This window comes from Acanthopleuribacter pedis (assembly GCF_017377855.1).
GTDB lineage: Bacteria > Acidobacteriota > Holophagae > Acanthopleuribacterales > Acanthopleuribacteraceae > Acanthopleuribacter > Acanthopleuribacter pedis.
In genome coordinates, this window is record NZ_JAFREP010000013.1 from 190,728 (window position 1) to 213,150 (window position 22,423).

General features: G+C 56.8%; 13 protein-coding genes. 9 read left to right on the forward strand and 4 right to left on the reverse strand.

Translation table 11 applies throughout. The annotated features are described in order from the left end of the window. Nucleotides 1-163 precede the first annotated feature (163 nt). From J3U88_RS14255 to J3U88_RS14265, 3 genes are read left to right on the forward strand one after another with little or no spacing between them, the layout of a single operon-like run. Nucleotides 164-1,591 (forward strand): sensor histidine kinase, encoded by a 1,428-nt coding sequence (locus J3U88_RS14255; protein ID WP_207859536.1) that lies wholly within the window; start codon nucleotides 164-166, stop codon nucleotides 1,589-1,591. Then, on the forward strand, nucleotides 1,588-2,190 hold the full coding sequence (locus J3U88_RS14260; RefSeq protein WP_207859537.1) for a hypothetical protein: 603 nt from the start codon (nucleotides 1,588-1,590) through the stop codon (nucleotides 2,188-2,190). Before J3U88_RS14255 ends, J3U88_RS14260 begins: the two co-directional genes overlap by 4 nt. Next, the gene (locus J3U88_RS14265) at nucleotides 2,187-3,527 is read left to right on the forward strand and encodes a sigma 54-interacting transcriptional regulator (protein WP_207859538.1); all 1,341 of its coding nucleotides are present in this window, start codon (nucleotides 2,187-2,189) and stop codon (nucleotides 3,525-3,527) included. Before J3U88_RS14260 ends, J3U88_RS14265 begins: the two co-directional genes overlap by 4 nt. Nucleotides 3,528-3,782: 255 nt before the next feature. Here J3U88_RS14265 and J3U88_RS14270 read toward each other — a convergent pair whose 3' ends face one another. Continuing rightward, nucleotides 3,783-4,004: an EF-hand domain-containing protein gene (locus tag J3U88_RS14270; RefSeq protein ID WP_207859539.1), complete on the reverse strand. Its 222-nt coding sequence runs from the start codon at nucleotides 4,002-4,004 to the stop codon at nucleotides 3,783-3,785. Between the two features lie 581 nt (nucleotides 4,005-4,585). On the opposite strand from J3U88_RS14270, the gene J3U88_RS14275 reads away from it, so the two are divergent. The 4 genes from J3U88_RS14275 (at nucleotide 4,586) to J3U88_RS14290 (ending at nucleotide 8,749) form a co-directional block, all read left to right on the forward strand. Continuing rightward, the gene (locus J3U88_RS14275; protein ID WP_207859540.1) at nucleotides 4,586-5,542 is read left to right on the forward strand and encodes a cytochrome-c peroxidase; all 957 of its coding nucleotides are present in this window, start codon (nucleotides 4,586-4,588) and stop codon (nucleotides 5,540-5,542) included. A 27-nt stretch (nucleotides 5,543-5,569) separates the two neighbouring features. Beyond that, the gene (locus tag J3U88_RS14280; protein ID WP_207859541.1) at nucleotides 5,570-6,214 is read left to right on the forward strand and encodes a cupredoxin domain-containing protein; all 645 of its coding nucleotides are present in this window, start codon (nucleotides 5,570-5,572) and stop codon (nucleotides 6,212-6,214) included. 9 nt (nucleotides 6,215-6,223) lie between these two features. Further along, nucleotides 6,224-6,850 (forward strand): cytochrome P460 family protein, encoded by a 627-nt coding sequence (locus J3U88_RS14285; protein WP_207859542.1) that lies wholly within the window; start codon nucleotides 6,224-6,226, stop codon nucleotides 6,848-6,850. 132 nt (nucleotides 6,851-6,982) lie between these two features. Continuing rightward, on the forward strand, nucleotides 6,983-8,749 hold the full coding sequence (locus J3U88_RS14290) for a methyl-accepting chemotaxis protein (RefSeq protein ID WP_207859543.1): 1,767 nt from the start codon (nucleotides 6,983-6,985) through the stop codon (nucleotides 8,747-8,749). Nucleotides 8,750-9,066: 317 nt separating this feature from the next. Here the strand turns inward: J3U88_RS14290 and J3U88_RS14295 are convergent, their stop codons facing one another. Then, a complete protein-coding gene (locus J3U88_RS14295) occupies nucleotides 9,067-14,595 on the reverse strand; it encodes a trifunctional serine/threonine-protein kinase/ATP-binding protein/sensor histidine kinase (protein ID WP_207859544.1) in 5,529 nt (1,842 codons plus the stop codon). A 1,125-nt stretch (nucleotides 14,596-15,720) separates the two neighbouring features. Here J3U88_RS14295 and J3U88_RS14300 point away from each other — a divergent pair. Beyond that, nucleotides 15,721-17,865, forward strand: a complete 2,145-nt coding sequence (locus tag J3U88_RS14300; RefSeq protein ID WP_207859545.1) for a radical SAM protein — start codon at nucleotides 15,721-15,723, stop codon at nucleotides 17,863-17,865. 200 nt (nucleotides 17,866-18,065) lie between these two features. Beyond that, the gene (locus J3U88_RS14305; protein ID WP_207859546.1) at nucleotides 18,066-19,100 is read left to right on the forward strand and encodes an ATP-binding protein; all 1,035 of its coding nucleotides are present in this window, start codon (nucleotides 18,066-18,068) and stop codon (nucleotides 19,098-19,100) included. 591 nt (nucleotides 19,101-19,691) lie between these two features. Here J3U88_RS14305 and J3U88_RS14310 read toward each other — a convergent pair. Then, on the reverse strand, nucleotides 19,692-21,140 hold the full coding sequence (locus J3U88_RS14310) for a hypothetical protein (RefSeq protein ID WP_207859547.1): 1,449 nt from the start codon (nucleotides 21,138-21,140) through the stop codon (nucleotides 19,692-19,694). A gap of 115 nt (nucleotides 21,141-21,255) precedes the next feature. Next, a complete protein-coding gene (locus J3U88_RS14315) occupies nucleotides 21,256-22,296 on the reverse strand; it encodes a hypothetical protein (RefSeq protein ID WP_207859548.1) in 1,041 nt (346 codons plus the stop codon). Nucleotides 22,297-22,423 lie beyond the last annotated feature (127 nt).

Consider the following 22,423-nt stretch of genomic DNA (forward strand, 5'->3'; position numbering starts at 1 on the left):
GAAACACCTTTCTTTTTACTTCGCTTTCGTGGCGTGGATCACCGCGCCGCGTCTGGACGACGCGCTAGGCCCGGGAACCGCGCTACAATGCGGCACCCAATTTAGGCCGCCGCATGCCCGCCCGGGGGCTGGAAGACGGTGGTTGCATCCAGGAGTCGCCGCGATGTGGCCTAGACCGCGTTCGCTTGTCCATCTGCTGCTCGCCAGCTTTGTGTTGGTTACCCTACCGTTGTTAACGGCGGTATATCAAGCCGACCAATCCATGCAGCAGCTTGTCGGTCAAAGTCGTCACATGGTGACCGCCGGCATCGAGGCCGCCCGTCTCAGCCAAGACGTTAAAGAAATTCTCGTCGACATGGAACGTCGCGCGCGCCAATTCCAGGTCCTCGAGAACCCACAAATCCTGGCCCTCTACCGCGGCGACCACGAGCGGGTGTCCCACAAACTCACCCGTCTGCACCAGTCGACGGAAACCACCGAGGACCGCGCCACCCTAGAACAACTCCAGTCCCAATTGAACGCAAACTGGACCCTCCTCCAAGAACAACCGGGTGCCGAACAAGCCGCGAGGGTCGTGACCGGTTTCCACAACATCCACCAGCAGGCGCGCGCCCTAAACATGGCCGCGGCCAACCAAATCGACCGCGAGCTCAGCAGCTTGCAGCAAGCGGTGGAACATTCCCAGCAGCAACTGTTCGTCCACGCCTCGCTGATGGGACCCATCACCCTCCTGCTCATTGTGATCACCACTTTCTTGATCAACCGCCCCATCGGTCAGCTTGACCAGGCGATTCGCGGCCTGGGCGGAGGGTGCTTCAAGCAACCCATCGCGGTCGACGGCCCCCGAGATTTGGCCTTTCTGGGCGAACGGCTGGAATGGTTGCGCGAACGCCTCAACCAATTGGAACAGCAGAAAACCCAGTTTCTACGCCATATTTCCCACGAGCTGAAAACCCCCCTGGCCGGCATGCGCGAGGGAACCGAATTGCTGGGCGACCGCATCATCGGCCCACTCACCCCGCAACAGGACAACGTGGTCAAAATACTCGATACCAACAGCCGTTATTTACAAAAACTAATCGAGAACCTGCTGGATTACAACCACATCCAAACCGGGGTTGAACTGAACCCCGAGCCCTTCGAAATGGTCGAATTGGTCGCCGAGGTGGTCGCCCATTACCGCCTGAGTGCAACCCGAAAGAACCTTCGTTTCCAGTTACCTGACGAAGAATGGCACCTGGTCGCCGACCGCGCCAAAGTGCGAACGGCGCTGGACAACTTGGTTTCCAACGCGGTCAACTTCTCGCCTCAAAACGGCTGGATCCGCATCCAAATCCGCGTCGCTTCAGACCACCAAGTGTTGGACATTCGCGACCAAGGTCCCGGCGTGCCGGAGGGCGAACGCACCCAAATCTTCGAACCCTTCTTCCAAGGCAGCACCCCCCGCCAGGGCCATTTAAAAGGGTCCGGCATCGGCCTCTCCATCGCCCATGAGTGTATCGCGGCCCACGGCGCCCGCCTGACCCTCGGCGACAACTGCGACGGCGCCTGTTTCCGCATTGAATGGCCGATGGCTAAGGCGGCCTCATGAGAACCCTGTTCCTCGCCCTCGCGGCCTGTGTCAGCCTGGGTTGTGCGGTCAAACAAAAGACGGTGCAACAACAACCCGCCCCCGTTCCGGTTACCACGGTCCTGGCCGGCCCGGTCATCAATACGGCCCCCACGCTTGCCGAACACGAGCTGCAACAGTTGGCGGAATGGCAGACGTACCAGCGTTGGTCGCGCTACGCGGGTGAAATCGCAGAACTGGGCGAGAAACAACGCAAAATCGCCTACCTGGACGCCCAAGCGGCGCTCAAAATCGACGAATCCCTGGAGCACCGATTGCAATTTTTGGTGCTGGCCTCGTTCCAAACCCGGCTGCGCCAGTGGTCCTTTATCGAACAACAATTAAAACAGGTTCAGGCGGATCCCTGTCTCCCGCCCGCGCTCACGCCGTGGCTGTCGGTGCTGGCGGCACGGCTTCAACTCAACCGCGGCAACCATCGCGAGCGCGTGCGTCTGCAACGCAACATTCGTGATTTACGCCAGATCCAAGAATCCTTGCGGCAAAAAATTGAGGCACTCTCCCAGATCGAGGCCGAGATGGGCCGGCCCGAAACAACCACCACCCAGGAGCAACAACCATGAGTCCCACGCCCGCCCACCTGCTACTCGTCGACGATGATCCCGATTTTTTGCACTTGCTCAGTTTGCGTTTGCAAGGCGAGGGTTACCGCGTGTCGGCCGTCGGCAGCGGGCGCGAAGCTTTGGCCGCCTTCAAACGCGACGCGCACGATTTGGTTGTCACCGACTTGTGCATGGACGAAATGGACGGCATGAGCCTGCTGGGGGAGCTGCAGAACCTCGCACCCGGTGTGCCCGTGATTATGCTGACGGCCCACGGCACCATCCCCGACGCGGTTAAAGCCACCCGCCAAGGGGTTTACAGCTTTCTGACCAAACCCATCGACAAACACCAATTGCGCCGCGACATCACCGAGGCCCTCGCTTTTTCGGGGCGCGCCCACCGCGACGAGGCCGACATCATTCTGACCCGCAACGCCAAGATGCACGAACTTTTGGCCCAAGCCCGCCAAGTCGCGCAAAGCGATGTCAATGTTTTGGTACAAGGTCAAAGCGGCACCGGCAAGGAACTGCTGGCGCGCACGATTCACCACGCGGCAAGCCGCCGCGAGGGTCCGTTCGTGGCGATCAACTGCGGCGCGGTACCCGAAAATCTGTTGGAATCGGAACTGTTCGGGCACGAGAAAGGGGCCTTCACCGGCGCGGTTAATCGAAAAATCGGCCTGTTCCAAACGGCCGAGGGCGGTACCTTGTTTCTCGACGAAATCGGCGACATGCCGCTTTCACTCCAGGTCAAACTGCTGCGCGTGCTGCAGGAACGCCAGGTTCGCCCGCTGGGCGGCACCCGCGACATCGCCATTGACGTGCGGATCATATCCGCGACCCACCGCGACCTGGAAAAAGCCATTCAGGAAGAACGCTTCCGCGAGGATTTGTTTTACCGCCTGAACGTGGTCAGCCTCAGCCTGCCTCCACTGGAGGAGCGGCGCGAGGACATCCCGTTACTCGCCAAGTACTTCCTCAAAAACGCGGTGCAGCGCACCGGCAAAGACGTCAGCGGTTTCGCACCGGAGGCCTTGACCACCCTCTCCACGGCCTCCTGGCCGGGCAACGTCCGTCAGTTGGAAAACGTGGTGGAACGTACCGTGGCCCTCACCGCGGCACCCTTGATCGCCCCGGTTCTGGTGGAACAGGCGTTGCAGGACAAAACCAACCAACTCCCCACCTTCGCGGAGGCCAAACAGCAATTCGAGCAAGAGTACCTGGCGCAACTGCTGCAAATCACCAACGGCAACGTCTCGCAAGCGGCCAAATTAGCCAAAAGGAACCGCACCGACTTTTACAAATTACTCGCCAAACACGCCTTAGACCACACGCATTTCCAGCAGGACACCCCATAATCCGAGAGGTCCCAATGGACGGCGGCAACATCCCGCTCGGGATCACGTCATGAACGGTCAACAAAAAAGGCACCGCCCGCTGTGGTGCCGCGGACAGTGCCTCAGATGTGGGGACAAAACCGAACGAGGACGGAATCCATCGCGGCCATGCGTTTACCGCGGCCGTCACCCGTTCGACATGAATGGATCAATTAATAAGGTAAGGTTTGCGGGTTTAACCCCTTGGGCAGGCTTGGTGTTGGCTTAGGCCTTTGCCTACTCGCCGTATTTGGCGAATTCCTCTTTGGAGAGTTGGCCGTCGGCGTCGGCGTCGAGGGCCTTGAATTGCTCCAGAAGCGCGGCATGGCCCTCGGCTTCGGTCATGGAAATGAAACCGTCCTTGTCGGCGTCCACGGTTTCGAAAGTCAATTCACCGGCCTGAACAAAAGCCGCGGTGGTCAAAGCAACGATGGAAAGCGTTTTCAAAAAGTTTTTCATGGTTTCCTCCTGAGAAACAACCGTTCAATGACGGCATCAAATCAATCGGTAAAGCGTGAAGGATTCAGATTCGCTTTTCCCGCCCTTCGTATAACAAAGCCCGTGCCAAAACCATAAACATCTTATTTTAAATGTTTTATTCTAAGATCACAGAACCTCCGCCCCATCGACGGGGTCGAAGGCGCCGAAACCAGGGATTTTCGCCTGAATTTTGTCGCAAAACACCGACAACCCAGCTCACGTAAGAGATAACTCCATTTTTTTCATCTATTTACCGTGTCGCAAAACAGCAACAGACGCAGTCGTTCACCCGTTTTTTTCACAGAGGACGCGGTTAGTTGGTGGGTTTTGGCGCCACCTAAAATTAAGAAACCAAACGATCCGGCCGTTAAGTGAGTTGTCCTTCCGACACCAAAAACATTGATTTGATTTTTGTTCCCACAGGGTTAGGGACCCCGCTTGGACAGATCGACCTGTCCAACCCGAACCTGGGAACAAGCACCCTCCGCCTGTATGTAGGAGACATTGCCATGTGCCTAAAGGCTTTTGTTCGATCCCCCTTTCGGGGTCTGTGGTTGGTCTTGGGATTGCTGCTTATCACACCACTCGCGGCACAACCACCCATCGGTACCCCCGATGAATTTGATATTGAGTACCCGGATGACGAGGAGCCCAGCGCCGAACAGGTGGCGCTCGGCAAAACGCTGTTCTTCGACACGCGCCTTTCCGGTAAACAGAATATGTCCTGTGCCAGTTGCCACAACCCGGATCTGGGATTCGGTGACGGCCTGGAAAAAGGCGTGGGCAGCGACGGCACCATCTTGGGCCGCAACACCCCACACCTGTACAACTTGGCCTGGAATGCCTTGTTCTTTTGGGACGGTCGCGCGGCCTCATTGGAAGAGCAGGCGCTGGGCCCGATCGAGTCGGATGTGGAGATGAACCTCCAGCTTCCCGAATTGATCAAACGCCTGAAGGCGGTGCCCTTTTACCAAAAACACTTCGCCGAGGCCTACCCCGACCAAAAACCCGCGATTAGCGAAACCACCATCGGCCACGCCATCGCCTCGTTCGAACGCACCCTCATTTCCGATAACGCGCCGTTTGATCGATTTATGAAAGGTGAAACCGAGGCGATGTCCGAAGAAGCCCGTCGCGGCATGGCGTTGTTTTTAGGCAAGGCACGCTGCATTAACTGCCACAACGGCCCTAACTTCACCGACAACGGCTTCCACAACATCGGGGTGGCGAGCGGCGATGTCGGCCGCGCGGCGGTGCAGAAAGGCGTCACCACCCAAGGCGCCTTCAAGACACCGGGCCTACGCAATGTGTTGCTGACCGGCCCCTACATGCACGATGGTTCCATCGGTTCGTTAGGCGCGGTGGTTCAACACTACATCGACGCCCCTAAAAAAGGCGGCAAACTCTCGCCGCAAATGGAAAAAATCGAGTTAAGCGATTTGGAAATTCTAGACCTGGTGGCCTTTATGGGCGCCCTTACCGATCCGGTACCGGTCACGCCGGCAAAAGTCCCGTAATTTTTGCCCCTATGAAGGAGAAAACCCATGGTATGTGATGCATTGAACCTGCGACGGGCCGTGCTCGCCGTCGCCCTCGCCGCCGCGTTCCTCCCTTACAGCCACGCCGGCGAAATCTCGGGAACGCTTTCTTTTGTCAAGAAACCGCCCTCGGTGGTGCTGGTCTACATGGCCGACGACACAGGTGCCGATAAAGGCAAAAAACGCAAACTGGACCAGAAAGACCAGCAATTCACCAAAAAGATGCTGGTGGCGCCCAAGGGCAGCAAAATCAGTTTCATCAATTCGGACAACACCGACCACAACGTGTACGCGGCCGACACCGACGCCGGTGCCGATTTTGACATCGGCCTGGCGCCTCCAGGCAGCACCATTGACCAAGAGGTCAATTGGGCCGAAAACGCGGTGATTCGGGTCGGCTGTAAAATCCATCCCAAGATGCGCGCTTACGTGGCCACGGTCGACAGTCGCTACAACCAGGTGTTAGAGCTGGACCGTACCAAACAAGATCACACCTTCGCCCTGGAGGTTCCTGACACGGTCACATTGGTGCGGGTGTGGTTACCCAACTACGAGCCGGTGGAATTCACACTCGAAAAAGGCGGAGAACACAAGGTAGATCTGATTAAAAAAGGCAAGGTCTACGGAACCCTTACCGTTTCTCGTAAGTAGGTGAAGCCAATGACATATTATGGAAGGCTGCTGATTTTTTGCCTCTGTATCGGACCGCCCTTGCCCCTGATTTGGTCGGCCTGGCAAGGCAGTGCCACACCGGAACCGACCCCACCGCCGAAAACGGGCCTGCTCACTTCTCCCGTGAGCCCCTTCAAAGCGCCGGAAGACGAGGAGCTCAAAGCCATGATCGCCGATTATCGGACCAAATGGACACGGGTTTCCGGGCTGCAATTTTCCGGCATGCATTGGGGCCAAAGTGTGTTGGTGTACATCAACCAAAAACCCGAGATCTACAAACACAACCACCTGACCTACCTGCGTGAGTTTGAGGAATTCGACGAGGACGAAGAATACGAATACACGCCTTATCCGGTGGGAACCATCCTGCTCAAGGAAAACTTCCTGGTGAACCTGGCGGAGAAGACACAACCCCTCACCCAAACGATCATGATTAAACGGGAAGCGGGTTATGACAAGGAAATGGGTGACTGGGAATACGTCCAAATCAGTCAGGACGGAAAACTCATTGTGCGGGGCGCGGGGAGCCGCGACGCGGCCGTTGCAGCGGTGTGCGGGAACTGCCATAAGAACCTGAGCAATCGGGATTACATCTTCCACACGGTAGGCCGATAAGCTTACAAAAAATAGCGGACGGTGTGAACTTGAGTCATACCGTCCTTTTGCCGAAAGGCTTTGTAACCCTGTTCTTATGGTCTCTCGATCCTCTGCATCGAATCCGAATCCATCCTCGCCGGAGTTGCATTTATGCTTCATTGGATCAACAGTATCCGTGTCCGCGACCGCCTCCTCATTTTGGGATTGGGCGTTGTGGCCGTGTTTATTTCGCTGAACATCTACCAATTTCGGGATTTCCAGCACGCACGCGAAACCGTAGATCGTTTGTATTGGCAGAATTTCACAACCGCCATCGCAATTAAGGACACCCGTTACGCGGTCAGCCAAATCACAGACTCGGCCATCGCTCTTGCCTCCGAAACGGTCCTGTTTGAGGACGGAAAAAACGAAATTTTGCATCACGCCCAGGGCAATGATGTCCAGGTTGGCATTCACGGAGCCTGGAAAAGCTGGAACGACCACTACCAATCGATGGAATTCGTCATGGTGCACACCGTCAACGGCAAAGAACAAACCGTCAAAGAAAAGGAAACGGTGGAACGGTTAAAAAACCAGGTAACGGAATTTACCGAACAACTCAAGACACTGGAAGCGGCCTTGCTTGAAACCGATGAGGACGATTTTGAGGCATCCGACATTAGCCCGATTACCAACCAAATGGCTTACTTAGGCGTCGAGTTAGAGGAAACCCTCCAGTTGGCGGTCAAGCTGGAAAATGCCAAAATTAACGCCATTCAAGACGAATTCCGTGTAAAGCTCGACGCCGATCTGACCTTCGTTTTCCGCGCGATGATCGCCATCTCGATTGCCGCCGTTTTGGCGATGTTGTGGCTGGCCCATTCCATTTCCTCGCCGCTCAAACAATTGCAGCGTGCCTTTTCCAATTTCCTGGAAACGGGTAACCTCAATCAAAAAATCACCATCGAGCAGGGCGATGAAATCGGTGAATTAGCGCGCCACTTTAATGAGTTCATCGATAAATTGGCCGGAATCATTCACAACGTCAAAGAAAACTCCCAGGTATTGCTGGAATCGTCACGCCACCTCTCCCTGGCGGCCGACAAAATGGGCGACAATACCCAGATTGCCTCGCAACAGGTCAACGGCATTTCCTCCTTGGTCACCGAAATGAACATGCACATGGAACAAGCCCAACTGGGCACCGAGGACGTGAGCGAAAACACCACGACCTTGACCTCTTCCATGGAAAAAATGACCGAGGCGATGAACCAGATCAACCGGATCACGGAACAAGCGGCCAAAATCAGCAGTGAAGCCATGAGTAAGCTCGAGACAGCCAACGAACAAATCGCACAATTGGAGAACACCTCCACCCAGGTCACACGCATCGTTTCGACGATTGAGCAAATCGCGGACAACTGCAAAATGCTGGCGTTAAACGCGGGTATTGAGGCGGTCCGCGTCGGCGAGGTCGGTAAAGGATTTACCGTGGTCGCCAACGAGGTGAAAAACCTCAGCAAACAGACCTCGGACGAGGTCGGCATTATCGCGGCCCACATCCAGTCGATGGTCGACGCCACGGTGAAAACGCGCGAGGCGGCGGACGGCGTCAACCAAACGATTCGCACGCTGACGGAAAACAACCAAACCATCGCACAATCGGTCGGGCGCCATTTGGAAACCACCCATCGCGTCATGCAAACAACGCGGAGCAACGCGGGTTACCTGAGCGAGGTAACGGAAAGCGTGGAACAGGCCAACGAATTGTTCCGCAAGGTAGCTGATCGCGATTCCCGTCACGAGGCCAACATTGCCAAGCTCCTCAAGCAGGTCGAGTCGATGTCAAGCGAGGTCAGCGTGGTGCGTAAGGACGCCAAGGAACTGGCGGAACTGGCCCAAAAATTAGACGAACAGGTCGCCGGTTTCCAAGTCTAACCCGCCATTCTCACAAGGAATTCTGCTACGGCATTGAAATAGCTGCGATAACTTAGGTTACTTGGCTGCACCGTTGCAAAGCAACGGTGGGACAGCCTCGACGGTGCGCTGCTACGCCGAATGGTCGGCCCCGCTGCGTTTGCCCTCGGTCGTAACCTGTGTCCTCACAGCGATTTCAAAGCCTCGCGACGAATCCTTGTGAGAATTGCGGGCTAAGGCGGGCGGCAAAAGGCCGTCATCGATTCAAGTGGTGCCATCTTTTGGTCTTGGTATCGTGCGTCGTTTATTGAAACGCGGTGGCGGCCGGCGGGGATTCGCTAATTGGGCCAGGCGGGTTCGCCGTCGTCGGCCGTGGCGGGTTTGGTGACTTCTTGGGACGCAACCGGGAACGCCAGCAGGAAGGTGGCCCCGCGCCCCTCGCCCTCGCTTTCGACCCACATACGGCCGTTCATTTCGTTGACCGAATTGGCGCAGGAGTGCAAGCCAAAGCCGTGCCCCTCGGCTTTGGTGGTAAAGCCGTGGTGGAAAATGCGTTCAAGATGGTCTGGTGCAATGCCCACGCCCACATCCTTCACCGACAAACAAACCTCCTTGTCGCTTACGCCCAAGTGGATTTGGATGCCGCGTTGGTCGTGCGGCAGGTGGTCCATCGCTTCCTTGGCGTTTTTGAGCAAATTGACGATGACGTGAACCAGCTTAACCCGTTGGATCAGCACCGGCGGGGTGGCCTGGATCGTTTTTTCGATGTGCACATGGTTGGCGGTAAGCATCAAACTCTGTAAATCCAGAGCGCTTTCCAGCACGGTTTCCAGGGAAACCCATTCATCATGGAAACCACCGGCGGCGTAACTCTGTTGCGCCATGATCACGTCGCGAATCGAGTTGACCTTTTCGTTGAGGCGGCGTACGTGGTCGATGATTTCCGAGGACTCTTTTTTGAGGATCTGATCAAAACCCAGGTAGAAACGCATCAAATCCTTGCCCTTGGGGTCCTTGCCGATGAATTGTTCCAGGTCGTCCATGTTCTGGCGCAGCAGTTCGTTGGCGCGAAACAACCCCTGCAAACGCGAACGGTTGACGATGTCGCGGATCATCTGGCTGGCAGTGGTCACGCTGTTCAAGATGTTGCCCACGTTGTGGAGGACCGAGGTGGCAATGTCGGCCATGCCCGCCTTGTGCGCCTTTTCCAGCAATTCTTTTTGGGCCTGCTCCAACTGTTCGGTGCGTTCGGCCACCCGTTGTTCCAGGGTTTCGTTAAGGGCACGCACCTCGGTTTCGGCGCTGATCCGTTCCTGGATCTCGTTTTTGAGCGCTTGGTTGAGTTGGTTGGTGTCCGAGTACAACCGCGCGTTTTCCAAGCTCACCGCGGCTTGGCTGAGCAGCAGGTTCAGCATGCGAATGCGGTTTTCGGTAAAGGCGTTGGTGATCAGGTTGTTTTCCAAGTACAACACGCCGCTGATGTGGTCTTTGTGGCGGATCGGGGTGCAGAGCAGCGATTTGGGGCGGCGGTTGAGAATGTAGCCGTCCTGGGTGAACAGGCCTTCCTCCGTGGCGTTGCGCAGGATGACGGTTTCACCGGTGCGCACCACATAACGCACGATGTTTTGACTCAGCAACTCCGAGCCGGCCAAGGGTTCGCTGGTTTTTTTGGTGGTGACCTCGATATCGATCACGGCCGCGGCCTCGACCATTAACCGCCCCTGGTGTTCCAGGACCAGCATGCCCCGTTCGGCCCCGGCGCTTTCCATCATGATGGTCATCATTTTGGCGATGAGCAGGTCCAAGTCGATCTCGGAGGAAATCGCCAACGCCGATTTGGAGACGGTGACCAGGTCGAAGGTATCGGCGCTGGTCACCGAACCGCCCGGCTCGGTTTCGGCCTCGCCGGTGGTGCTAAAGGTCGATTCGGTGGTCAGTGAGGAGAAGGTGTCGGCGAGGTGCCGGGTATGAACGAGTGAACGTTCCGCGCTGAGCAACAGCGGATAACGTTCTTCAATGGAGCGAAGTTTGGCGAGGGCACCGAGTCGTTGGAAACAGTAGTGGCCCTCGCGCAGGTAAAGCGCGGCGATTTTTTCCTGATCGCTTTGCAAGAAGAATTTGGCGGCGAGCACGTTGGCCAGCGCCTCGAAAAAAGGGTACTCGTTGGTTTTGGCGCATTTAACGGCGTGATCGAAGTTAAGCGCGGCGTCCGCGTAGTTCCCTTTGAGCCGCGCCCAATCCGCTTGCATCAAATAATGAAGGTGTTCGAAGTTGAGCGGACAATGCTGGGCCCATCTCCCCATGCGCTTGAGGTCCTTCTTCATCGATTTCCAGGCTGATTTGCGCTCCTTGGGTTCCAACACGGCCATCAGTTGCGACAGCGTGAGAAAGCTGTACAGGCACGTCATCACCGAGCTAATGAGGCCCAAAAAACCCCGTTCGAGGGGCCGCAACTTTTCCAACCAAAACAAGGCGCCGCGGTAATCTTCGTAGAGAAAGTGCAGTTCCATTTTGATGAGGTAGTAATTGGCCAAACCGGTGGTGAAGGTTGAAGCCTCCATTTCTTCAAGCAGTTTGTCCTCATCAAAGTTGGCGTCGCTTAAACTGTAAGGTCCCTTGGTGGTGGCGGTTAGGTTGAGGCGGCGCTGCTGTAACAAGCGCGCGATGCGGTCGGCGTCCTGGTAACGGTTCTCGCGAATAATGTTGATGTAGGTTTGTGCCTCGGCGATTTCAGCACCCAAATCCATGCCGGGATCCCAACCGGTGTAGAAGATACAGGCAAAGGAGGTGTACATGAGATCCCCGGATTGGAGGCCGACATGGATGGCGCGCTTGAAATACTTGCGGCGGTACTTCCAATGTTCGTTCCAAGGCAGGATGGTCAGGGCGAACACGGTCATGATTTTGCAATCGAAGCGGATATCGTCGAATTTGCGGTTAAGCGCCAAACCCAACTTGCCAAAGCGGTACCCTCGCGTGTAGCTGCCCATGGCGCCGGTCAAAATCAAGCCGTAGGTGGTGAAGGTACTGGCGGCCTCGGGGCAGTTCCCGTATTTGAGGAACATGTTGAGGCGAATCAGGTTGGCCAGCACGAGCAAGTTCTGATCGCGGGTCAGGTAACCGATCAGGGCGATTTCCATCAGGATATTGGTGACCAGTTGGGCGCGCGAATCCACCATTAGTTTGCGCTGCATCAAGTCCTCGGGCCGCACGCCGCGCAAGTTCCATTGGGAAACGGCCAACTGTTTGACCAAGGAGAGTTTTGTCGGTCGCCGCGGCAGGTTCACACCCAGGGCTTCCAAGCCGAGGTAGCCGTAATCCAGCGCTTTGTCCAAACGGCCGTCAGCAATGGTTTGGGTCAAACGCAAATGGCAAATTTCCGCGCGGGCCATGTCCGAGGGAGCGCGTCCCCACAGATCCTCCCACAAACGATCCGCTTTCTCGAATTCTCGGGCTGAATAAGTGTTTTCGGCGAGTTCCCGCACCAGTTGGTAACGCAGTTCGCCTTGCTCGCGCCAATCGGGATCCTTTGGCAACAACGCCAACGCGGTTTCCAGGTATTCAATGGCGGCGTGGAAGGCGGTGGCATGTTTGGCGCGCAAGGCCGCGGCCAGGTTCAATTCAATCAAACGTTGCTTGAAAGCCGCATCGGTAATGAGCCGAAAACCATGGTTGAGTTGGTGAACGATGGAGAACAGTCGCTCTTCCCGTTCGGCCTCACCCAGATGGTCCAACAAGGTGCGGCCGATGTGAAGGTGCAACCCGTCGCGATCCGCGTCGTCAATCAGCGAATAGGCGGCCTGGTGGATGCGGTCGTGGCGGAAACGGTAGTGAACATAAGCCGCCTTGTCTTCTTCCTCGTTTTGATCCGGCTCTGCCTCAATTTGCGCCTCGAGAATCCCTTCGTCCACGGCCTGCCAAAGCGCCGTTTCCAGCACATTGATCGGGGCGTTAAGCACGAGAGACAGTTCAAGGGGTGAAAAGATCGAACCCAGGCAGGCGGCGGTTTTCAGCGCTTCTTGGATATCGCTGGACAACAAGGCGAGGCGTTTGACCAAAAATTCGACCACGTTCTCGCTGATATTGGTGGCGCGAATGCGCGCCAAGTCCCAACACCAGGCGGGTTGTCCCTCGTCGAAATAGAGCAAGCGGTCGCGGTGCATTATTTTGAGAAATTCATTGGTAAAAAACGGGTTACCATGAGTCTTCGAATGAACAATCGACGCTAACTCGGCAACTGAATCAAGGTCCGAGTGCAGGGTGTCGGCGATGAGCCGCTGAGTGTGGAATAAATCGAGTGGTTTCAGGCTGATGCTGGTGATTTCCACCCCGTCACGGCGCAACTGATCAATGCCGACCCGCAACGGATGGCGCGCGGGCACCTCGTTATCGCGATAGGCGCCGATAAACAGGAAGTGACTTAAATTGGCGGCATTGGCCAATTCTTCCAGCAAACGCAGCGAGGCCGAATCCGCCCACTGCAAGTCGTCCAGGAAAAAAATGAGCGGGTGATCTTTGCCGGCAAACAAACCGACAAACTCGCGGAACACTTGGTTGAAGCGATAGCGCGTTTCGCGCGGCCCCAACATGGGGACCTCATTTTGGCGACCGATCAGGTGTTCCAGTTCGGGAATCACGTCCAACACCAGCGAGCCGTTGGGCCCGATGGCCTTGAGAATGCGGTTGCGCCATTCCTCGATTTGTTGATCACCCTCGCCCAACAAATGGCGCACCAGGCCTTTAAACGCTTGGCTGACGGCACTGTAGGCGATATCCCGTTTGAGCGGTTCGAACTTGCCACTAATGAAAAAGCCTTTTTTGGCCAGCAAGGGCCGCTGCACCTGGTACACCAAGCTGGTTTTGCCGACCCCGGAATAACCGGACAACAACACCAGCTCACGACCGCCCTCGCTAACCTGTTGAAAAATACCGACCAGTTGGCGGCATTCTTTTTCGCGGCCGTACAAGCGCTCGGGAATGCGGAACTGGTCGCTCACGTCCTTGGTTCCCAGATCAAAGGTGGCGACCTGCTCGCGCGCCTCGTATTCGGCCAGGCAATGTTTGAGGTCATAGGCCAAACCCGCGCACGACTGGTAACGGTCGTCGGGATTTTTGGCCATGAGTTTGTCGATTAGCGCCGAGATGCCCTCGGAAATTTCGTAGCGGCGCCGCACCAGGGGAATCGGTTTTTTGGCGATGTGGGCGTGAACATATTCCAGCGGGTCGTTGGCATAAAAAGGCGGCTCCCCGCACAATAATTCGTAGAGCAGACAACCCAAGGAATAAAAATCGGTACGGTAATCGGTACCGCGGTTCATGCGCCCGGTTTGTTCCGGGGACATGTAAGCCAAGGTTCCCTCGGGCGCGTGGCGGGTCAGGCCGGCCTTGGGCATCTCTCCAGAAGCGCTGCGGCTGGAAATCCCGAAATCAATGAATTTCACCAACCCGGTTTGTTGGTTGATGACCACGTTGCGGGGTTTGATATCGCGGTGAATAACCTTGAGGCGGTGGATCTCGTAAAGACCGTTGGCCAGGGCCACCGCGATTTTTAAGGCGGGCAACAGGTTCATGCCGCGGTCGGGAATCACTTCCTTTAGACCGACCGCCCCAAAGTCCTCCATCACCAAGGCCAAACCATGTTGGAAGGGCTCCAGGGAATGGTATTGAACAATGTATTCGCTATCAAACTGGTGGCCGATTTCATATTCACGGCGAAAGCGTTTTAGGTCGCCGCTGCTGGGAAACCGATGGGTCGGTACTTTGATAATGACCGACAGACCGTCACGCAGGCGTGTCATGCGGTAAACACGCGAACGCTTGCCCTCAAAGAGGAGCTTGCCAAAATCGTAGCCGGCCAGTTGAATCATTTAGGAAATCCCGAGCCAGAGGCCGATCCTCGGGGCGATGGGATCAGCCGTGGAACAAAAGTCGTCAAGCCAATCCATCCATCAAAAACCCGACAACCACGGATCGCACCGGAAGGCGGCGTGAAAGAAGGCGACGCCCCGGTGATCCGGCTCGAGTCAAAAAAAAGATGGACAGGTCGGACTGCATCCATTCTGCAACCAAACCCCCGGCAAAGCAACTCAAGTCGGCAAAACACGTGAATTCTGATAATTCGCATCTTCTTTAAATAAATCCCTAGGGCGATAAGCACGTATATTCCGCCGAATGAGGTTGTTTCTTGCCAACCCGAACCGGCTCTTTCAAAGGAGGTTCCGGGGGCGACACCCGCGAAGGGCGCTCCTCGGGTAGCCGAATTGCCAATTGTGATTGGTTGTTCATTGTTTTATCAGAGAAACCACCGAACTGAAAACGGGAAATCCACCGGCGCGGCCTGCACCTTTGCCGCAAAGGGCGCGGAAACCACCGACGCGAGATCCTCTGGTCTGGGAATACCGAATTCCTTCAATGAAAAGGAAGTAAACCGCCTAACCAGGTCATTTTTTTCAAACTTCAAACATTTTCGAGATACACCTATTATCGACACCCAAACGCAATTCCGTTGCACCCCGCAAAAAGATTGCAGCCTAAACAAAAAGAAAATGAACCCAAGCTTTGAAACGGAAAGGAGAAGGCCCCAACATTTTACTCACAAAATTCTAACAATCCACCAAGCACGGATGACGAACGGGATGCTGTACCAAGGGTTAAGAAAACTATTTTCTCGGGTTAACCTTCATAAAATTCATGATCCGCCATCCTTTTCTTAACATTTCCTTAACTTATAACTTTACAGTGGCGCCATTTTTAGATACAATTCTCGGACTTACATTTCTCTCATTGGGCACCTCCGATGTGCTTTTCGCCCACGCACGCTGGTTTTCGGCGCGTTATGCTGCTATTCCCGTACCACCGGCCACTTTGCCTGTCTATCACCGATCCTTCCTCCGCAACCATGCACCCGTCTCTCCTGATCGGCACCGTGCATGAACCGTGAGCCACCCACGACCCCGGTCTCTCGCCCGTGGTGTCGTTGTTTTTGAGGTTATTTGACGATGCGCCATGAATACCTTGACGCCGACGCGTGTTCCAACGCCACGCCCCTCGATTTGCTTCTGATTAATACCGCGCAAGGCGTGGGCGAACATGCTTATCCTTTCTTATTCGTGCAACTAAGCGCCCGGGCCCGGGCCGCCGGCCTACGCGTCGCCCGACTCGATGTCTCCCATGAACCCGAGGCGCGGTGCGAACGCCGTTTACGCGCGGAAATCGCGGCCCAGAAACCGCGTTATGTGTGTTTCACCCTACGCCAAACTGACGGCGCTTTTCATCCCGACGATCCTGACGTGCTAAAGCGTCACGAGTATCCCATCCTCCAGCGCACCCGCGCGGCGGTCGACCTGGTGCGCAAAACGTCCCGTGCACGCATCCTGGTCGCCGGACGCGGTTTTGAGCAAAACCCCACGGCCCTCATGCGTTACCTGGCCGTGGATTACGGGGTCAACGGTGACAGCAAACCGGTTTTGGCCGCCTTGGCAACCGACCTGGTGCGTCGCAATCCGGCAACAGTCCCCAACTTGCTCTACCGCAACGGCCGCGAGATTGAGTGCAACCGGCGTGTGTACCTGCCGCCCCTTGCCCAACCGGAATACGACGCGCCCCTCATCGACGAAATCATCGACCACTACCATCGCCTGTTCACGGAAAGCGGACACGACGCCCATTACCTCAACCAGGGCCGCCCCACCGCGTTGGGCATCGACGTCCACCAACGTCACTTGCTGTGCGACAACACCCCGCTGCCGGTGATTCCCATCGAAATTGCGCGCGGCTGCCCCCACCATTGCCGCTTTTGTAGCGAACCGCAACTCGCCGGCACCCGCGTCCGACAACGCGCCGTCCCGGTCGTCGAACAAGAACTACGGGCATGGACCCAGCGGGGCTTCCGCCGCTTTTGGCTGCTATGCGGTGAACTCAACACCTTAACCACCGCCTACCAAACCGACCTGCTGAACATGATTAACCGCCTGAACCGCGAACTGAAGGACAACCCGATTCAATGGCAAGCATTTCAACTGCCGCAAACAGGCACGCTTCCACCACTGGACACGCTTTACCAGAGTGGCTTCACCAGTTCGGTAGTGGAACTGCCGATGCCGGCGGACGATCTATTCGAGCAGGCCAAGGTGCCTTTTACCCGTCAAGAGGCCGTCGCCTTCCACCATGCGGACGCGGCCGAACGCGGTGAACAAGGCATCGAGGCACGGCTTCCCCTGGTATGGCAAATGTTTGAGGCGGGCATCACACCCGCCACCCTGCGCGAAAGCCTTGCCGCGGCGCGCGATCTCGACCAAGTGGTTTCCCATGCGGTTTTACTCAAAGCAACCCGGCTTTTCCCCAACGTCGGCCTGTGTCGCGGCCTCGCCGACCTTGCCTATTTCCGGCCCGAACCCAGCCCACCTCAGCGTTTGGTGCCGCCGCTCCTGCCCGACGACTGCCTGCCTGTTTACCAAAGCAGCCCCGAATTACGCGCTCACTTCGGGCACGGCGAGCAGCTTGACCAATTTCTGACCTTCCTCAGTTCCGTGCTGCCAGGTCGTCCCGCCTCATCTCCCAATTGGACCCTATTCCTGCAGCAACGGTTCCAAGCCGAAGAACTCCGGCGAGTGTGGCTGAACATGGTCGAACAACCCATGCCGCCGGCGCCGGCGCGCTGGCTGGAAACCCAGGACGAGGCCGATCAGCACTTTTGGCGGCAGTTGTGGCGTGAACCCCGCTGGGATTTGTTGACAGGCATCCTGACGGAAGGGCTTGACCCCTCCCATCACCAGGAAACAGTGGCGGCCCAACTGGCCCACATCCTGCTCCTTGGACGCGGGGATTGGGCCGAGCGCGTTGCCGGGCTTCTGACGTTAACCGACCCGGCGGTTTTGTGGCAACCCAACCAAAAACTCTTATTGGTGGAACGTCTGCTCGCCACCACGGGCGGCAACCCCTGGCCGGTCCTGGCCGACCGCTTCCAGCTCACGCATTCGCTCACGGCCCGTGAAAACGGCGCCCGTTATCTCGCGGACTGGCTGGTCACCCATCTCCACCTCGCTCCCGACACGGACTGGCACGCCTGGCTATCTGCAAAAACCACCCGGTTGCCAACGGCCGAGTCGCGTTCCGCGCTCCCCCTCGGAACGCGCTGAACCCGCCAAAACACACCGGTACGTTTTCCTTACGCGTCGGCGCGTTTCAGCAACCAATGGGTCAGTTAGGATAAGCGCTGTTTTGCCCTGTCCCGAGATGGGCGAATCAGCGGGTTCATGATAAGGTTGCAAAGTCATCCGGCCCGCAAGCCGTGCCGGGCCGGCCGAGCCGCGTTCGCACAAAGGAGAAGCAGTCGCCCATGAAAAAAGCGTCCCTGGGGTCACCCGAAGCGGTCGAGAAATTTCAAGAATTCTGTCGCCAACAGGCGCAAGCCGCCCGCGAGAAACAACCGGAACAGGCCCCGCGCGTCTGCCCCTTGTGCCGCGGAAAAGGTTATTCCTGGAAAGAAATCGAGGGTTACCGCCACGTGGTGCGCTGCGCCTGCCAAAAGGAGCGTTTGGCCCGTGAGGCCCTGCGCGAGGCGGGTATCCCCGAAAAGTTCTGGAACGCCACCCTCGAAGACGCCAACGTCAACGGCCGCGAACCCTTCCGCCCCTGGGGCGGGAACCAGCGCGACGCGGTTGCCATTAAATCCCAAACCACGGCACTGCAGACCTGCCGCGAATTGCGCGACCAATACCTCGCCGTTTTCCAACAAAACAAGCCGATCCAAGACGTCTACGGCCTGATGCTGTTCGGCCATTCCGGTCGCGGCAAAACGCGCCTGGTTAGCTCGCTCCTGGTCGATTTGGTTTTCTCCGGCCTGTATTCGGTTCGCTTCATCGAATACAACGAACTGTTCAAGATGATCCGCTTCAGTTTCAACAGCAAAGAGATCAGCTACCAAAGCATCTTCTCCCCGCTCCTTAAGGCCAAAGTCCTGGTGATCGACGATCTGGGCACGGAACTGGGCGGCGACCTCACCTGGGCGCTGGACAACATCGGCTACATTATTAATGAACGCTATACGCGCAACCTGCCGACCCTGTTCACAAGCAACCACTGGAACTCCATCAACGACGGCCCCCGTGGCGGCAAACATTCCCAATCGGCGGCGGACAAGGACCTGTTCCACGGCAACTCATGGGAAATGAAAAAGAAAATCGAACGCAACAACGCCGACTCGGAATCGGCCCGTTCCCAAAAGAGCCTGGACGAACGGGTGAACTACCGGCTGCGCTCGCGCATCCGCGAGATGTGTATCGAAATCAAAGTCGAGGGTTTTGATTTCCGCAACAAGCTGGCCAAAAACCGCGAAATGTTGCGCAAGCGGCGGGACTTCGAAAACAATTAACCCACCCCCTGTCCGAATCCCGACACCCCCTGTCGACATTTGGTCAACTGTCAAAATAGCGACACCTTTAACAGTTAGGCTACCGAGCTAAACCCCTCCAAACGAAGAGCTTTCACTTTTGCGCAAACTTGGCAACGGGTTTGCACTATAAAGGGCAGCTAGACTATGAAGAAGCTCGGTATTCGTCATATGTGGCGGAAACCAAAACATTCAGGGCGGATATGCACCTATCCGCCCTCTTTTTTTGCCGTTGCGGGAATGAAACAACGCGTTGCACAGGCCTGTTTTCAAGGCAACACCAAACCATCCTCAACAAATCTAGCCCGTTGCACAAGTCTGCCCCCACGCGTTGCACAAGTCTGTCCCCACGTAACCCCAGGTTAGGGGTCATCAACTATCGGTTGGCGCACGCTTTCCCTCAGCTTCCTCTTCGAAGCAACGGCCTCACCCGGGTTCGGGTAGCAACCCAAGAGAGCCGATGAGTCTATCCGCATCCTACCCACCCTACTTGGGAGACGGCGATCCCAAAAGCCAGGCTGCCTCCGCCGCACAACCCAAGCCCCATCCGCTAACCATCCTGAGAAAGGCGGGCTAGTCGTAGTAAGGGGTCAGATCCAGTACCGAAACCTCGGGCCATAAAGCGAGGAGGTCGGCGAGATCGCGGCCGTTGTGGGCCACGTAAATTTCATTGCCGCCGTTGGGATCACCTTGCGTGCCCTCGTGGATGATGGCCGCGCCGGGGCCGGGATCGTTCCAGGTGCCCGCCACCGCCCACCGCGCCGCCAAGCTGGTGAAACTGCCGCGCACGGCGACGGCGCTGCCGCTGCTCCCCACTGGGTTTGTACCGTTAAACGGGGTCCAGTGGAGACGGTCGCGCAGATTGGCGGCCATCACGAGCAGGACCATGTCGCCGCCGGCATAAGCACCCACGGGTTGTTCGGCCACGGTGCGCTCGGCGCGCCCTTCAATGTCGGCGAAGGAACGGCCCGAAATCAACAAGTTCCCTTCCCGGTCGGCAACCAAATTGCCTATTCGCAAGGTGTTGTGATTGCCATTGCTCAATCTCGCCAGAATAAAGCCACCTTTGAGAATGTTGCCGTTCGCCGGGTCGAAGCGGCCAAAAAAGGAGAACTTGGCGGCACCCGACAATTGGAAGGTTTGGCTCCAGCGATCACTTTCCAACAGAATATTGCTCAGCCCGTTGCCGGAGGGCAACGGGGTGCTAATCAGCTTGGGGTCCCGTTTGAGGGCGGTGGTGCCGCCGTCGGTGGCCGCGCCGAAATAAAGCATGCCGTCGTCCCCAATGACCACCCGCTCCCCTTCCGTGTCGGCGCCCAACCCGTGCTCGGTCAACAGGCGCTCCGAGAAGCTGTAGGAAAGCCATTCAAGCGCGCCGAAGCTGTCGCGTTGGTAGGCGGTGAGAATGGGGGTTTTCAGATTGGCGGAAACCTGATTGAACCCGGTGAAATATAAGCGGGTCGCGTCGACGGCCACATCGGCGATGTGGGTAAATTGGGCAAAGTCCCGCGAGGATATCGAGGCGCCCTGCAGATCGTAAGCGGTCACGCGGGTCCCGTTCAGGGCGACAACCAAGCCATCGCCGGATATGTCGGCCCGTTGAAAACCGTTGGTTTGTTCGTCCCAGATCGGGGCCGCGCCTTGGCCGCTAATCCCGAGCATGAACACGCCGCCGCCACCGACCACGACCAAGCGGTCATTGCGGGCGGCGCCGTCACTCAGGTGACCGGGCAGGCTGTACCAACCTTTGATTTGAAGATTACGGCCGTCGAGGTGCAGCAGGTCGCCGTCGCCCCCACCGAATAGGGCCTCGGCTTGCATGCCGGGAAGCGTCCCGCCCAAGTTGGCGGCGACCCAAAGGTCACCGTTGGTCCCGTAAGCCAGCGCGACGACGGCGTCATCGCTCGAAGTCCCCAAAAAATCACTGGTCCGCAGCGGTAGATCATCGTTGAGGGTTTGGGCCGTCGCCGGCAAGACAAAACACCAACACACCAAAAACAGTTTGACACACAAGGGTTTCATGAAAGGCCTCCCCCCCGTCCGTTTCGGAACTTGTTTGGAAACGGACACCTGTTTCCGAACTTGTTTGGAAACGGACACCTGTTTCCGAACTTGTTTGGAAACGGACAAATCGGTGTCACAACCGCAAACGCAACTCCTGAATGGCCAAATCCCCTTCATCGTCGATGCGGGCACTCATCAAGCGACCACGGGGGGCAAACAGGCCACCGCCTTCGCCGCATTCCCAGGTAAACCGCCCTTTCAGTTTGCCGTCAAAATCCACCAAATAACCTTTCGCGATTCCGTGGAACGGCGAGAGATGGTACACAAGGTAGCCCTCCTTCACCGTCAACACGCGGTTGAAATAGTTTTTCTGATCGGGAAAAACGGGCACCACCTGGGGCGCATCTTTCAGCCAAGGTTGGGCATTGTATTCGGCGATGTCGTCTTTGGTAACCTCGGGTCGCGGGATCTCCAGCGTCAACGTGCGTTTCAGGGTGCCTTGGCTGTCATAGACTTCCAACACCGGCCGGCTGGAGTGGGCTAGGACCACTTCACCGCGTTGACGCGAGAAATGAAGCACCGGGATCGGTTCCCAGATAAACAACTTCACCTTGTTGGTATTGCGATTGTGTTCCCAGGTTTTATCGGGTGAATCGTGCCATGACTTAATCAGCTTACCCTGATCGTTGTATTCAAGAATGCGGCGACAGGGTTTTTCGTCGCAAAAATAACTGTCGTAAAAAAGGAACCGCTTGCTGCTGAGCGCATGGAAGCCGTTAATTTTGCCGCCCAACTTTTCGAAGGTAACGCGACGAACAAATTCGTGTTGCTTGTTCAAAATGGACAGGGTGCGGCTTGCGCCGTCGTAGATGTAAAAATTGCCGTCCACGCGGTTGATGTACCCGAGTGGTGGGCCGAGTGCCGCGGCAAAACCAAACTCACCGGGGCCTTGTCCTTTACCGCCGAAAAAGCCGTCAAAGCCACCGTCAGGCCGCCAACGGTAGATACGCGCGGAGGGGAAATCGGTGGCGTAGAAGATGCCGTCGTCGTCAATTTCCACGTGCAGGATGTTTTGCAGGAACAGGTCTTGATCCTCGGGCGGCGGGGTAAGGGTGCGCACGGGTTCGAGGGTGACGGGACCGAGGGCGAGCAAACCAAAAAGCAGGCATAACATAAGGGGGGCTCCCAATTTTAGGAATGTGGGTTCGCCGTTATTTTAACCCAAGTGACGGGTGTGTCAGCGTGCATAAAAAAAGGGCCCGGAATGAACCGGACCCTTGAGCAGCCGCAATTTTGTAAAG